The 13,193-nt window shown below is 65.8% G+C and carries 16 protein-coding genes; 5 read left to right on the top strand and 11 right to left on the bottom strand.

What is annotated here, in order from left to right:
* Nucleotides 1-56: 56 nt before the first annotated feature.
* The 5 genes from NO347_RS03065 to NO347_RS03045 all read right to left on the bottom strand — a co-directional run bounded on the left by NO347_RS03065 (nt 57) and on the right by NO347_RS03045 (nt 5,549).
* A complete protein-coding gene (locus tag NO347_RS03065; RefSeq protein WP_121568275.1) occupies nt 57-257 on the bottom strand; it encodes a DUF7835 family putative zinc beta-ribbon protein in 201 nt (66 codons plus the stop codon).
* A gap of 185 nt (nt 258-442) precedes the next feature.
* On the bottom strand, nt 443-1,594 hold the full coding sequence (locus NO347_RS03060) for an acyl-CoA dehydrogenase family protein (protein WP_121568274.1): 1,152 nt from the start codon (nt 1,592-1,594) through the stop codon (nt 443-445).
* Between the two features lie 76 nt (nt 1,595-1,670).
* Complete coding sequence (menE, locus tag NO347_RS03055; protein WP_256288200.1) at nt 1,671-3,368, bottom strand: o-succinylbenzoate--CoA ligase; 1,698 nt, start codon at nt 3,366-3,368, stop codon at nt 1,671-1,673.
* Between the two features lie 61 nt (nt 3,369-3,429).
* The gene (gene mce / locus NO347_RS03050) at nt 3,430-3,825 is read right to left on the bottom strand and encodes a methylmalonyl-CoA epimerase (RefSeq protein ID WP_256288422.1); all 396 of its coding nucleotides are present in this window, start codon (nt 3,823-3,825) and stop codon (nt 3,430-3,432) included.
* A 47-nt stretch (nt 3,826-3,872) separates the two neighbouring features.
* Entirely contained in the window at nt 3,873-5,549 is a 1,677-nt protein-coding gene (locus NO347_RS03045) for an acyl-CoA mutase large subunit family protein (RefSeq protein WP_256288199.1), read from the bottom strand.
* A gap of 110 nt (nt 5,550-5,659) precedes the next feature.
* Between NO347_RS03045 and NO347_RS03040 the strand changes: the two genes are divergently transcribed.
* The 3 genes from NO347_RS03040 to NO347_RS03030 all read left to right on the top strand — a co-directional run bounded on the left by NO347_RS03040 (nt 5,660) and on the right by NO347_RS03030 (nt 7,353).
* Nucleotides 5,660-6,139 (top strand): pyridoxamine 5'-phosphate oxidase family protein, encoded by a 480-nt coding sequence (locus tag NO347_RS03040; RefSeq protein ID WP_256288198.1) that lies wholly within the window; start codon nt 5,660-5,662, stop codon nt 6,137-6,139.
* Nucleotides 6,140-6,238: 99 nt separating this feature from the next.
* Nucleotides 6,239-6,622, top strand: a complete 384-nt coding sequence (locus tag NO347_RS03035; RefSeq protein ID WP_256288197.1) for a nascent polypeptide-associated complex protein — start codon at nt 6,239-6,241, stop codon at nt 6,620-6,622.
* Nucleotides 6,619-7,353 (top strand): methyltransferase domain-containing protein, encoded by a 735-nt coding sequence (locus tag NO347_RS03030; RefSeq protein WP_256288196.1) that lies wholly within the window; start codon nt 6,619-6,621, stop codon nt 7,351-7,353. The genes NO347_RS03035 and NO347_RS03030 overlap by 4 nt, the downstream gene beginning before the upstream one ends.
* Nucleotides 7,354-7,377: 24 nt before the next feature.
* Here NO347_RS03030 and NO347_RS03025 read toward each other — a convergent pair whose 3' ends face one another.
* Nucleotides 7,378-7,938, bottom strand: a complete 561-nt coding sequence (locus NO347_RS03025; protein WP_256288195.1) for a DUF6517 family protein — start codon at nt 7,936-7,938, stop codon at nt 7,378-7,380.
* Between the two features lie 307 nt (nt 7,939-8,245).
* A complete protein-coding gene (locus tag NO347_RS03020; protein WP_121568266.1) occupies nt 8,246-8,569 on the bottom strand; it encodes a transcription factor S in 324 nt (107 codons plus the stop codon).
* A gap of 102 nt (nt 8,570-8,671) precedes the next feature.
* On the opposite strand from NO347_RS03020, the gene NO347_RS03015 reads away from it, so the two are divergent.
* A complete protein-coding gene (locus NO347_RS03015; RefSeq protein ID WP_121568265.1) occupies nt 8,672-9,193 on the top strand; it encodes a DUF5797 family protein in 522 nt (173 codons plus the stop codon).
* Between the two features lie 69 nt (nt 9,194-9,262).
* On the opposite strand, the gene NO347_RS03010 is transcribed toward NO347_RS03015, so the two are convergent.
* Nucleotides 9,263-10,297: a DUF5787 family protein gene (locus NO347_RS03010; RefSeq protein WP_256288194.1), complete on the bottom strand. Its 1,035-nt coding sequence runs from the start codon at nt 10,295-10,297 to the stop codon at nt 9,263-9,265.
* 18 nt (nt 10,298-10,315) lie between these two features.
* Nucleotides 10,316-10,777 (bottom strand): bis(5'-nucleosyl)-tetraphosphatase, encoded by a 462-nt coding sequence (locus tag NO347_RS03005; protein ID WP_256288193.1) that lies wholly within the window; start codon nt 10,775-10,777, stop codon nt 10,316-10,318.
* A gap of 186 nt (nt 10,778-10,963) precedes the next feature.
* On the opposite strand from NO347_RS03005, the gene NO347_RS03000 reads away from it, so the two are divergent.
* Nucleotides 10,964-11,296 (top strand): uS10/mL48 family ribosomal protein, encoded by a 333-nt coding sequence (locus NO347_RS03000; protein ID WP_121568262.1) that lies wholly within the window; start codon nt 10,964-10,966, stop codon nt 11,294-11,296.
* A gap of 19 nt (nt 11,297-11,315) precedes the next feature.
* Here the strand turns inward: NO347_RS03000 and NO347_RS02995 are convergent, their stop codons facing one another.
* Both NO347_RS02995 and NO347_RS02990 read right to left on the bottom strand, forming a co-directional pair.
* Nucleotides 11,316-11,579, bottom strand: coding sequence for a DUF7513 family protein (locus tag NO347_RS02995; RefSeq protein WP_256288192.1), 264 nt, complete (start codon nt 11,577-11,579; stop codon nt 11,316-11,318).
* Nucleotides 11,576-13,096, bottom strand: coding sequence for a Na+/H+ antiporter NhaC family protein (locus NO347_RS02990; protein WP_256288191.1), 1,521 nt, complete (start codon nt 13,094-13,096; stop codon nt 11,576-11,578). The genes NO347_RS02995 and NO347_RS02990 overlap by 4 nt, the downstream gene beginning before the upstream one ends.
* Nucleotides 13,097-13,193: the final 97 nt, after the last annotated feature.

Here is a 13,193-nt window from a genome sequence, read left to right as displayed (position 1 = left end):
GCCCGCGTGCGCAGAAATCTACGGAGAGTTCGTGCCCGTGTGGGCGGTGAGCCGAATCAGGCGTCGTTCATCCGCTGGGCGCGTTCGTCGCCGCAGGCTCGGCACTTCGTCACTCGGTAGGGCTCTCTGGAGAACGCCCGGTTCGTCTGCTTCTTGCTCTCGGTCTTGAGTTCGATCGAAACCTCGTGGGGAGTCCGCGCGCCGCATTCGTCGCAGTACTCGGTCAGTTCGGTGTGGGAAGATTGGCTCTTGGACATCGTCGTTCGGTACCAGAGTAGATGGCCGAATCCACATTGACTCCCGACCCTACACCCTTAGGGTCGGGCGGATCGGCGGACTGCGGTGGGATCTGTGAGCGAAAAAGCGTCGACGGGACCGCTCAGTGATTGAGACGGCACCCCAGTTGGAGATTCGAATACGTCCCGACGCCTGCGCGAGCGCGTCAGATGCTGCCCTGTCGGTAGATGAGGTTGCGCTGGATCTCGTTTGCACCCTCGTAGATGACCGGGATGCGGACGTCACGGTACACCCGCGAGATCGGGTACTCTTCGAGGACCGAGCGGCCGCCGTGGAGTTGCATCCCGCGCTCGGCACACTGCATCGCCACCTCCGTCGATTTGGTCTTCGTCGCCGCCGCCCAGAAGCCGGCGTCCTCGTTGGTTTCGACCTTGTGCGCTGCACGCCAGTTGAGCGTCCGCGCCGCCTCGAACTCCATCCGCATATCGGCGATGATGTGCTGGGTGGACTGGAACTCAGAGATGTTTCGCCCGAACGCCTCTCTGTCGTGGACGAACTTCCACGTCTCCTCGATGGCGCGGGCCGCGAGACCGATGCCGTGACCGCCGACGACGACGCGGCCGTGATTGAAGAAGTCCGCGAGGACGTAGAAGCCTCCACCTTCGGTGCCGACGAGGTTCTCCTCGGGGATCTCGCAGTCGTCGAAGACGATGTGGCCCTGCTTGGAGGCGCGCATCCCCATCTTCTCGGGGATGTGCTCGGCCTCGTACCCGGGGGTGTCGGTCTCGACGATGAACATCGAGTAGTCCGAGTAGCGGTCGTCGCTGTCGTCCGTCTTCGCGTAGACGGTCAGCCAGTCGGCCTCCACGGCGTTCCCCACCCAGTACTTCTCGCCGTTCAGGACCCAGCCGTCGTCGGTTCGCTCGGCAGTGGTCGTCATCCCGGCCATATCCGATCCGGTCTGTGGCTCCGAGACGGCGAGTCCCGAGATCTGCTCGTTCGCTGCGACCGGTCTGAGGTACTCGTCTTTCTGTTCCTCGGACCCATACTTCTCTACGATCTCACAGCCGAACGACGCGAGCATCAGCGTCAGCGCGATACCGGCGTCGGCCGCGTAGAACTCCTCGTTGATCGCGAGAATCTGTTCGAGGTCGAGACCACGGCCACCGTACTCCTCGCCGATGTCTTGGGCGACGAGACCGGCGTCCATTGCCGCTTCGAGGATCTCCCAGGGGTACTCCGCAGATCGGAAGTACTCCTCGGCGTTCGGACGGATGTACTCGTCGGCGAACTCGCGCGCCTCCTGTTTTACTTCGCGGGCGTGCTCGGGCACGACCGACTCGTCGAGAAGGTCCATAAAGGCCACTCGAATGCCACGAGCAAATAACTCTCGGAACTTTGAAAAACGTTACATTCGTTTATAGTTCTCTGATTCAGTCGTCGGTGTCGGCGTCCGAGTCTGTGCGATCATCTTTCGGCCTCGTCCCGGAGAGCCGCTCCCGGACGGCTTCTCGGTCCACCGTCCCCGAGACGGTCCGCGGAATCGCTTCGGTGACCACGATCACTTTCGGGAGTTTGAAGCCGGCCAGTCGGTCGCGAGCGAACCCGAGCAACTCGTCCCGGTCGATCGAGTCGCCTTCGGGGACGACCAGCGCCGAGACGCGTTCGCCCCACTCGGCGTCCGGCACGCCGACGACGGCCGCCTCACGCACGCTCGGGTGTGCGAGGAGAGCGTCGACGACTTCGCCGGGGTCGACGTTCTCGCCGCCGGTGACGATCCGGTCGTCGACGCGGTTCAGAACGGTGAGCGTCCCATACTCGTCGGCGACGCCGACGTCGCCGGTGTGGAACCCGAACTCCCCGAACGCTGCCTCGGTGGCGTCGCTGTCGCCGTAGTAGCCAGGTGTCACCGTCGGGCCGTCGACGACGAGTTCGCCGGGCTCTCCGGGTGGGACCGGCGATCCCGCCTCGTCGACGACGGTGACGTCGGTCATAAAGAGCGGGCGACCGACGCTCTCGGGATTCTCGTACGCCGCGTTCGGGCGGGCCGTCGCGATCTGGGAGGCGGTTTCGGTCATTCCGTACGTCGGGAACACCGGGACGGAGTAGTCGCGGCAACGCTCGATCAGTTCCGGCGACGCGGGTGCGCCACCGAGGAGTACGACGCGGAGCGACTCCGTGAGCGTCCCCCGGCGGTCCAGCATCCGGCGGAGCATCGTCGGGACCAGCGAGACGGCGGTCGCATCGTATCGGTCCAGATCGTCTGCTGCCGCCCCGGCATCGAAGCCCGCTCGGAAGACGACCGTCATCCCGTACAGCGGCATTCTGAGAATCGGCGCGATCCCACCCATATGGTGCAACGAGAGCGTCACGAGCCACCGGTCGTCCGGGTCGAATCCCAGACGGAACACCGATGCGACCGCGCTGGCTAGGAGATTCCCCGTCGTCAGCCGGACGGCCTTCGGATCGCCAGTAGTGCCCGACGTGAACAGGATGAGTTGGGTGTCCTCGAGCGACCATTCCGCGGGCGTCACAGACTCGGGCGTCACCGACGAGAGGGAGGTCACGGCGTCCGTGTTCGGTTCGTCGACGGTGACGACCGAGGCGGTGCGGTCACAGCCGGCACCGTCCTCGCCGCCGGGTACGTCGTCGAAGCCGGCCTTGCCGCTGCTTCCAGACTCGTCCTCACTACCGGTCTCGTCGTCGGAGTCGGTCTCCTCGCCAGAGTTGGTGGCTTCGCCATTACCCCCCTCAGTGTCGGCCGCTTCGCCAGCCACGCGCGAGAGAGCGTGTACAACCGTCGTTTCGGTCGCGTCGCCGCAGACGATTGTCGACACGTCCGCCGTTTCGATCTGCTCGGCGAGTTCGCGGGCGGTCAGTTCGTCACCCATCGGAACGAGCGTGACGCCGAGTCGCATCGCGGCGTGGACGAGACAGACGTATTCGAGTCGAGGATCCAGCACGACGCCGACGTGTGCGCCGCGTTCGACGCCCGTCGCGGCGAGTCGGCCGGCGAGGTCGTCGACGAGCGCATCGAGGTTCGCGAACGTGTAGACGTCGCCCGTCGCTGCAGTCACGAGGGCGTCGCCCTCCGGTTCGATCCGGACCCGGTGAGAGAGCCAATCGCGCATCCTACGCGTGTGGACGTGACGGGCCGCCTAATACTGTCGGCTCCTCCGGCGGCCCCGACCGCTACGCCCCGTCGCCGTGTTCGACGTACTCAACGAGGACGCCCCCGGTCGACTTCGGGTGCAGGAACGCTACTTCGTGGCCCCACGCGCCCGGTCGCGGCTCCTCGTCGACGAGGTCGACGCCGGCGTCGCGGGCGCGTGCGAGCGCCGCGCCGATGTCTTCGGTCCGGAGTGCGACGTGGTGAATGCCCGGACCGTGGCTGTCGAGGTAGCGCGCGATCGTGCCGTCTTCGAGCGGTTCGAGCAACTCGAAGTAGCCGCCGTCGAGTTCGAGGAACCGAGCGATCATCCCGTCGAACGTCTCCTCGTGGACGATCGAGGCCTCGAAGAGCGTCTCGAAGGTCGCTGCCAGTTCTTCCCCGTCGGTCGTCGCCACGCCCAGGTGGTCGAAAGCCATCGGCATAGGGGGACGGTAGCGCGACGCGGAGATAAAATCCGCTGCCGCTATCGCGCGGGACGGTACTCGCCGAACTCCTCGCGGAGCGCGTTCGATATCTCGCCGACCGTCGCGTAGGCTTTCACGGCGTCGACGATGGGCGGCACGAGGTTTGCGTCGCCCGCGGCGGCCTCCCGAACAGTCGCGAGCGCCGCTTCGACGGCTTCCTCGTCCCGCTCGTCTTTCACTGCCTCCAATCGTTCTCGTTGCCGCTTTTCGTCCGCCTCGTCGACGTCTTCGACGTCGACCTGCGGTTCTTCGTCGACCTGGTACTCGTTGACCCCGACGACGATCCGCTCGCCCGATTCGATCTCCTGCTGGCGTTCGAAGGCGACGTCTTGGATCTGTCGCTGTACCCACCCGGACTTCACCGCCTCGAGCATCCCGCCGCGGCTGTCGACCTCCTCGAGGATCTCGAACGCCTCGGCTTCGATATCGTCGGTGAGCGACTCGATCGCGTAGCTCCCGCCGAGCGGATCGATCGTGTCCGCGACGCCCGACTCGTGCGCGAGGATCTGCTGCGTCCGCAGCGCCGTCCGCACGGACTGCTCGGTCGGCAGCGACAGCGCCTCGTCTTTCCCGTTCGTGTGGAGGCTCTGGGCGCCGCCGAGGACGGCCGCCATCGCCTGATAGGCGACGCGGACCACGTTGTTCTCGACCTGCTGGGCGGTGAGGGTCGACCCGCCGGTCTGGGCGTGGAACTTCAACTGCTTCGATTTGGGGTCGTCCGCGTCGAATCGCTCGTCCATTATTTTCGCCCACATTCGCCGGGCAGCCCGGAACTTCGCGACCTCTTCGAGGACGTTGTTGTGGGCGTTGAAGAAGAACGAAAGCTGTGGGGCGAACTCGTCGACGTCGAGTCCGGCGTCGATGGCCGCTTCGACGTACTCGATGCCGTCGCCGAGCGTGAACGCGATCTCTTGTGCCGCCGTCGACCCCGCCTCCCGGATGTGGTAGCCCGAGATCGAGATAGTGTTGAAGTTCGGCACCTCGCTCGCGCAGAACTCGAAAAGGTCGGTGATGAGCCGCATCGACGGCTCCGGCGGGTAGATGTAGAGATTGCGCGCGATGTATTCTTTGAGAATGTCGTTCTGTATCGTGCCACGGAGTTTATCTCGGGGGACGCCCTGTTGATCGCCGATCGCGACGTACATCGCGAGCAACACCGCTGCGGGGGCGTTAATCGTCATCGACGTCGAGACTTCGTCCAGTGGGATGTCGTCGAAGACGACTTCCATATCCCGGAGGCTGTCGATCGCGACGCCCGCCTTACCGACTTCGCCCGCCGCCATCCCGGCGTCGGAGTCGTAGCCCTTCTGCGTCGGGAGGTCGAACGCCATCGACAGCCCGGAGGAACCCTGGTCGATGAGGTAACGGAAACGCTCGTTGGTCTCCGCGGCGGTTCCCATCCCGGCGTACTGCCGCATCGTCCAGAGCCGGCCGCGGTGCATCGTCGGGTAGACCCCGCGCGTGTAAGGCTCCTCGCCCGGGAATCCGAGGTCGGCGTCGTGGTCGAGGTCAGTCACGTCCTCGGGGGTGTAGAGCCGTTCGACCGTCTGCCCGCCGGTGTCAGTGGTGAACGTCTCCCGTCGCTCCCCGAAGCGTTCCAGCGTCGGTGAGAGCGTCTCGGCCTCCCACTCGCGTTTTGCCTCCCGGATCGTCGCGAGGTCGTCGGGGTCGAACATACTCCAGTGTGGGGTTCCGACCGGTATTGAAACTGTCCGACGGTCGGGGTCGTGGGGATTGTCGCTCCAAAGGGAACAAGGCCATTACGGACGCCGACAAACGGCGTGCTATGAGCGACGACGTTGCCGACGACGTGACCCCCGGACGGGTACGTGGCGGGCAGATGACCGACGCGGAGATCGACGCCTACCTCGAAACACAGGGGACAGGCGTCCTCTCTTTGGCCGACGGGAACCGAGCCTACGCGGTCCCCATCTCCTTCGGCTACGAGTCCGGACGCGCCGTCTTCGCCTACTGGCAGTTCCGTCCCGACAGCACCAAACTCGCGTTCACCGAGACGACAGAGCGCGCGTGCCTGGCAGTGTACGATTTCAATGCACAGACGGACTGGCGGAGCGTGCTCGCGTTCGGCCCGCTACGGGAACTCGGAACCGACGAGTGGGCCGAGATCGGCGAACTGATGGACGAAAACGCCTGGTCACCGGATTTGACCGGCGTCGGACGCCGACAGCTCTCCATCGTCGGCTTCGAGATGCCGATCGAGGAAGTGACCGGGCTCAAGCGCGAACCCGACGCAGCGAGCGAGTGAGCGTTCGCCGTCCGATCGAATCGACAGGGCGACGGAGACCCACCTGAACGGCACGGTTCGCCACGCTTTTGCTACCGGCCGCCTACGCTTCGACCAACTATGTTCGGCGGAGGCGGTATGAACCCACGGAAGATGCAGCAGATGATGGAACAGATGGGCATCGACGTCACCGAACTCGATGCCGAGGAGGTCGTCATCAAGACGGCCGACGAGGAACTCGTCTTCTCGGACGCGCAGGTCACCCGGATGGACGCGCAGGGCCAGCAGACCTACCAGATCGTCGGCGAGCCCGAATCCCGCGAGCGCGGGGCCGACGAGAGCGAGACCGCGGAGCTCGAAAGCGGCGACGCCGAGTCCGGCGGCATTCCGGACGAGGACGTCGCACTCGTCGCAGAGCGCGCAGGCGTCGACGCAGACACGGCGCGTGAGACGCTCGAAGCGACCGACGGCGACCTCGCGGCCGCCATCGCCCAGCTGGAGTGAGTTTCCTCCTCGTACACGACGACCGCGAGTACCTCCGCGCCCCGGGCGACGAACTCCAGACGGACCTCGGCGTGCTCGACGTCCCCGAAGACGTCGAACCCGGCGACGTCCTGGAGACGCATCTCGGCGAGGAGTTCGTGGTCCGTCGACTGCGCGGGCCGGACCTGTTCAATCACTTCGAGCGCACGGGCGCGCCGATGCTCCCGCGCGACATCGGCCTCGTGGTCGGTCACACGGGCGTCGCGGCCGGCGACCGCGTGCTGGACGCCGGAACGGGAACGGGCGTACTGTCGGCGTATCTGGGCCGACTGCACGCGGACGTCGTGACCTACGAGGTCGACGCCGAGTTCGCCGACGTCGCGCGCGAGAATATGCGGCTCGCCGGCGTCGACGACCGCGTCGACGTCCGCACGGGCGACCTCACAGAACACCTCGACGCCGTCGCCGCGGACGGCCCCTTCGACGTGATCACGCTCGATACCGGCGACGCGCCCGCGGTCGTCGAGCGTGCGCCCGACCTCCTCGCGGACGGCGGCCACGTCGCCGTCTACTCGCCGTTCGTCGAGAACAGTCGCGAGACCGTCCAGGCGGCCCGCGAAGTGGGGCTCCGCGACGTCGACACCTTCGAGACGATCCAACGCGAGATGGACTTCGGCGAGCGCGGCTCGCGACCCTCGACGGCGGGCGTCGGCCACACCGGCTATCTGACGTTCGCGCGAAACGAGCGCTGAGCAGGGTCGGCACGGCCAGCGCGCTCACTCGATCGAACGCAACATTCCGAACAGTTCTTCGCGAGCGGACTCGGGATCGAACGTCTCCGGCTCCGGAACCGTAAGCGGGTACGCGCCACCGCCGAGGAGGTACTCCTCGCCGGCCGGCCACGCGGCGAAGTACGCCTCCACGGGGCGATTGCGGCCGTCGACGCGCACCTGCGCGCGGAACCGCGTCGCCTCTACTTCCGTGTGGTCCACGTCGATCCGGTGCGTGTCGGCGCGGTCGACGCCGGAGAAGCCACGTTCTTCGAGCACCTCGACGAACTTCGACGTCGCACGGTCCTTGACGAGGCGCGTGAGCGCCGTCGACGGCGAGGTGGCGGGCGAGATGCGGAGCCGACTGGCAAAGACGAACCGCCACGTCGTCCCACGATCGACACCTGTCGCCGCTTCCAGCCGCTCTCGCAACCCGACGTCCTCGTAGATCTGAGTGTGGGCCTCGATTCGGACCACGCGTACGTCGAACGGCGCCGTCACCTCTTCGGAGACCAGCCGCCAGCCATCGGGGACATCGATGCTCGGCGGCGCGATCTCGTCGGTCACGGACACTCGTTTGGGGGCCACCGACTTAATTCGCAGCGACGGGCGGGGTCGAGGGGTCACAGCGAAGACGGCATATTCACTCGGTGGGGGCCGCGTCACCGGAAAAACCGCCGTAGTATGCGAACGATGCGACAGCGACGGCTCATACTGTCGGATAGAACGATGTGAAAATCAGCGGCACCCCGTGGGTGCCAATATATAGTAGCGTTTGCAACTGATTACACAGCCTAATCGCACGACAGCGTGCGATTCGGTGAGTGAAGACTTGCAAACGCTACTATAATTCACGAACTGCTGTCCGACAGTATCAGTGGTCGTCTTCGCGCCACTTGTGGCCGCACTCGGTACAGGTGAAGAACCGGGTCTCGGATTCGTCGGCCGAACGGATCTGCTTCATCTCATAGCGCGCGCGGTCGTTCCCACACTCCGGACAGATGACCGTCGTCGTCGGTCCGATCTCCGCGTCGTCGACGTCGGACATATCGACCACCTCGCTCTCCTCGCGGGCGGCCGTCGAGGTCATATGCTCTTCGTCGGCCGTATCGCGGGGTTTCTCGTACCCGCAGTTTCCGCAGACCCAGACGTCGTCCTCGGTCTTCATCATCGAGCCGCATTCGTCGCAGAACTCCATCTTACCCCGACTCAGACGCTTCGGAGACTTAAGCGGCCGGGATCGGTGCGACCGCGTGTCGGATGTTGAAACGTCTTAATACCACAGTGCGAAAAGCCGTGTGTGACAGATAATCGAGCCCTCTCCGAGCAGGCGAAAGAACGGCTCGCCGACGTCGTCCGCCTGCAGCCGACGAAAAACAAAGAACTCCAAGACCAGTGGGGGATGGAATCCGGCAGCGAGGTCCACCAGTACCTCGAAAGCGAACTGAAGGACTACTACTACCGCGACGACAACAGCCTCATTCGCGCGACGGCCGAGGCCGCGGAGTTAGTCGACGTCGAACCCGGCGTCGAGGGCGACGGCGACGACGAGGGCGGCGTCCCCTCCGTGATTCGCGTCCCGGCGCTCGAGTCGCAGGTATTCCAGGTCGTCGCCGGCCCCGACGAGCGCTCCGAGAGCGTCGTGAGCGTGTTGAACAAAGTCCGCGACGACTTCGACGTCGACCCGCCGGTCGAGGACGTCCGCCGGGCGCTCCAGAGCCTCCGTCGGAAGGGCGTCGTCGAAGTGATCTATCGGACGGTGCCGACGTTCAGGCTGGCCGCGCCCCGCGACGACATCGACGTCGAAGTAGCCGATTCGTAGTCCGAGTATCGGGCGTGCTCACTCCGCCGGGGTTCTCGTTTCTGACGGAGGCGCACTCCGGCGGTTTTCTCATCCGCGGTCGTGTTCTCGCGCGCGGATCCACGCGCGCCGGTCGTCGAGGAGCCGTTTGATCCCCTTTCCGGGACCGCCCTCGATGGGCCACCCGCGAGTGCGCCACGTCGGCGGTTCGGGCTCGAACTCCGGGCACGACTCCGCACACTCCGCGGCGGTCTGTGAGCGCTCCTTCGCAGCGCAGTGCGGCACGAGCGCGCGGCCGAACCGGCGGAGTTCGAAGTGGCGGCAGTCGGGCCGCATCGTCTCGTGATACGACCGCCAGCCGCGGCCGTACGCGCGCTCGGCGAGTTCGAGCCGCCGTCGCTGCCGCTCGTCGTCGCCGTCGGTGAGCTCAGGTGTCACCTCGCTCGGATACCACTCGACGTTCGCAGCGGTGCGCCGACTGGCGTCTGCGGACTGTCTCGCGGCTTCGCTGTCGTCGTCGCCGTCGAACGAGACCGCCAAAATCCCCACGTCGACCGGCAGGTCTTCGAGCAGCGCCGGTTCGATGCGGCTGTCTGTCGCCTCGGTCGCGACCCAGACCTCGTCGGCGAGCGCTGTCTCGACGTCGTGTTCGAGTTGCGCAGAGAGCGCGCGGGCCGCCGAGGCGTCGAGGTCGGGTTTGTTCTCGACGGCGACGATCCGGCGGAGCCAATCGGGGTACGGCGCGATCCGTCGGACCTCGATGCGGTTGCTCCGGCGGCGCGTCTCGACGACGCCGCGGTCGGCCGCGCGGTGCACCGCTGCGCGGACGTAGCGCCAGGGGTAGCCCGGGTCCGGCAAGGCGTCGCGGTACCACGTCCACTCGGCCGGGGCGTTGCGGACGACGTGCAGGAGATCCGAGTCGAGTTCGCGCTCGCCGAACTGCGCGCGGGCGGCCAATCCGTCCGGATCGCACTCTAAGACGACGGTGTCCCAGCGGCGATCCCGCGTGCCGAGCTGTCGGGCGACGACGACGGCGTCCTCGCGTCGCTCCTCGGGCGGCCAGGCGGCCTCTGCCCAGCGGCAGACGAGCAACTCGAAGCCGAACTCGGCGGTGCCGGGGTACACGCGTCAGGCTCCGATCGCCTACGCGAGGTACTTGCCTTCGCCGGTCTCGCCGTTTTCGGCGGCGAGTTGGTCGAGGTACTCGTGTGCCTGCTCGAAGATCTCGCGGGGGCCGTCCTGTGTGATCGTGTTGGTCGCCTGCTCGTAGTCGCGCCACTGCAGGTCGCGGTGTTCGTTCGAGAGCTCCGCGCTCGCCTCGAACGAGCGGGCGATGAACAGGTGGACGGTCTTGTGGATCGTCTTCCCGTTCGCCTCGAAGACGTAGTCGTACTCCTTGCGGAATCCGTCGATAAGACGGAAATCTTCGATTCCGGCCTCCTCTTTCACTTCTCTGATGGCTGTCTGCTGGAGCTCCTCTTCCCCTTCGACCCCGCCTTTGGGGAACTCCCAGTCCCCCGGACGGCTCTTCAGGAGCAAATACTCCCGTTCGCCGCGGGTGTCGCGGAAGAGGATCGCTCCAGCGCTAACCGCTTCCACAGTCATTAGATGGATAAACCGGGTAGGGAGTTAAGAGGCTATCGGACGTTTGGACGGGTCCGCGCTCTCAGAGGGTCGACTCTGTCGGGGTCTTCGAGCCGCAGCGAAGGCTCGTTGGCGTTACTGCCGTCCTATGGATGTGTTTTTAGGGCTCGGTGACGACGTATCTTCTATCCCAGCGAGACCCCAGCTATGACCTTCGTCACAAAACTACACTTCCAGTCGGGGAACCGATACGAACTGGAATCGGAAGTTTCAGAACTCAAATCGATGCTCGAACGCAAAGGCGCGGAGTGTAAAGGCCCACACGCGGATCCGCCGGAAACCGTCGCCGTCCCGCAGTATCGATCGCTCCAACCGGGCGACGAGTTCTCCTCGTGGAGCTACACCGTCTACTCCCGAAAACTCGAGATCCACGGGAACGATCACATCGCCCGCGAGGTCGGCCATATGGACTTTCCCGAGAGCCTCCACGTCGAGATCGAAGTCGAACAGAAGAAGCCGCTCGGACACCTGCGGGACTGACTCCCTTTCTTTCGCGGCGTTACTCGCCGTCCTGGAGCACGTCGACGACGCGGGCGGTCCCGCGGTGTTGCCCCTCGTCGAACGATTCGATTTTGATAGTGACTTTCGCGTCCAAGAGCGCGGGGTCCGCGTCGGGCAGTACCAAGACGGTGTCGCCGACGCGGACGAGCAGTCCCGACTCGCTTTGGCCGGTGACGAACGCCGGGACTTCGTCGCCGACCTCGAAGGACGGCGTGGCAGTACGGAAGGTGAGGCCAGCGAGCACTTTCTCGAAGCGGCTCATACGCGACTCACCTCCTCGCTGGCGCGGTCGGAAACGTACTCACGGCCGTAGCCGGTCCACGCCGCGAGCAGGAAGACGGCGACGAGGAACCAGCCGTGGAAGACGAACGGCCAGACCGACGCGGGATTGACAACCATCGCCTGCGTGAACCACTCGTACTGCTCGGGGAGTCGCTGCATCGCCGAGTAGCCTGCGAGCAGACCGCCACCCCACGGGAAGATGTAGCCGAGCGCCGACGTGTTGGCGTCGAGGATGTTCGCGCGGCGGTAGCCGTTGATGTTGAAGCGACGCCCGAGCGTCTTGATGTACGGGGCGATCGCGATCTCGGCCGCGGTGTTGATCGTAATCATCGCGTTGACAAGCGCCGTGCCGAGCACCATCGTCGTCTCCGCGCGGCGGACCGTCGTCGCGACCCGTTCGAGGAGGAACTCCTGGATCGCCTCGAAGCCGCCGCCGCGCTGCATCACCTGCGCGGCCGCGACGATCAAGAGGACGAGCACGATGAGCGGGAAAAAGCCCGCTGCGCCCGTGTAGAGGCTGCCCGCGACGGCCGCGTCGCCGGGAGCCACGGGGACGACGAACGCCCCGATGAGGGGGAGCGCGTCGATCGACTGCACCAGCGCAGATTCTTGAGAGGCCTCGAAGGCGAGCATCGCAGACACCTCAGCGAGGCCGAACGCGAGGTTGAGAAACACCGAGAGGACGATACCCCACGAGATGGCCTCGACGATGTGACGGCCGCGGATCGCCGTCACGATCACGACGCCGATCGACGCGAGGTGGACGAGGCCGAGCGCGGTCCCGGCGCCACCCGCGCCAGCGACGTCGACGGGCGTCCCTTGCATCGTCTGGCCCGCCGCGAGGTACGCCGCGAACGCGAACACCGCAGCGACGATGGCGTACTTCAGCCGCGAGGCGACGACACCGCCGATGTCGGCGTTCTGCGTCACGGCCGAGACGATCGTGGTGTCGCTCACGGGCGCGAGATTGTCGCCGAAGACGGCGCCCGAGAGGATCGCGCCGAACAGCAGCACCGGGTCGGCGCCGACCGCGACGCCCGCCGGGAACACCAGCGCCGTGAACGCGATCGCCGTCCCGTAGCCGGTGCCGATCCCCGTCGCCAACAGCGCGGCGAGGAGGAACGTCAGCGCCGGGAACAGGCCCGAACCGACCTGGACGGCGTCGGCCGCCCAGACGAGGCCGTCGACGAACCCGCCGACCTGGATGGTCTCGGCGAACATTCCGGCCCACAGCCACGCTACGATCGCTGTGGCGGCGACCCGCTGTGTCATTCCGTCGAAGAGGACGTCAGCGTAGGTCTTCCACGGACCCTTGACGAAGAACATTCCGACGATGAGCCCTACGAGTATTCCGACGATGAGGCCGGTCGTGTCGCCGATTCCGAGCAGTCCGCTCTGGAAGACGGCCCAGACGATGAAGAACGCGATCGGGATCGCGCTTGCGGCCCGGCCGCCGTAGAAACTCAACGTTCTGGATGCGTCGCTACTATCACTCATCGACAGACCGGTTGCAGCCGTCCCCGATAAACGAACCGATCCGGACGGTACCAGAGAGACAGCAGGTGCCCGTCTCCGACGCGACTTTACCACCCGC

This window comes from Halobellus inordinatus (assembly GCF_024464655.1).
Lineage (GTDB): Archaea > Halobacteriota > Halobacteria > Halobacteriales > Haloferacaceae > Haloquadratum > Haloquadratum inordinatus.
This window is presented reverse-complemented; position numbering and strand designations above follow the sequence as displayed.

Coding starts and splice junctions, on each gene's coding strand:
- NO347_RS03020 (WP_121568266.1), bottom strand. CDS start 8,569: ATGGAGTTCTGCGACGAATGCGGCTCGATGATGAAGACCGAGGACGAC.
- NO347_RS03065 (WP_121568275.1), bottom strand. CDS start 257: ATGTCCAAGAGCCAATCTTCCCACACCGAACTGACCGAGTACTGCGAC.
- menE (WP_256288200.1), bottom strand. CDS start 3,368: ATGCGCGATTGGCTCTCTCACCGGGTCCGGATCGAACCGGAGGGCGAC.
- NO347_RS02995 (WP_256288192.1), bottom strand. CDS start 11,579: ATGAGCCGCTTCGAGAAAGTGCTCGCTGGCCTCACCTTCCGTACTGCC.
- NO347_RS03040 (WP_256288198.1), top strand. CDS start 5,660: ATGAGCGACGACGTTGCCGACGACGTGACCCCCGGACGGGTACGTGGC.
- NO347_RS03005 (WP_256288193.1), bottom strand. CDS start 10,777: ATGACTGTGGAAGCGGTTAGCGCTGGAGCGATCCTCTTCCGCGACACC.
- NO347_RS02990 (WP_256288191.1), bottom strand. CDS start 13,096: ATGAGTGATAGTAGCGACGCATCCAGAACGTTGAGTTTCTACGGCGGC.
- NO347_RS03035 (WP_256288197.1), top strand. CDS start 6,239: ATGTTCGGCGGAGGCGGTATGAACCCACGGAAGATGCAGCAGATGATG.
- NO347_RS03060 (WP_121568274.1), bottom strand. CDS start 1,594: ATGGACCTTCTCGACGAGTCGGTCGTGCCCGAGCACGCCCGCGAAGTA.
- NO347_RS03000 (WP_121568262.1), top strand. CDS start 10,964: ATGACCTTCGTCACAAAACTACACTTCCAGTCGGGGAACCGATACGAA.
- mce (WP_256288422.1), bottom strand. CDS start 3,825: ATGGCTTTCGACCACCTGGGCGTGGCGACGACCGACGGGGAAGAACTG.
- NO347_RS03045 (WP_256288199.1), bottom strand. CDS start 5,549: ATGTTCGACCCCGACGACCTCGCGACGATCCGGGAGGCAAAACGCGAG.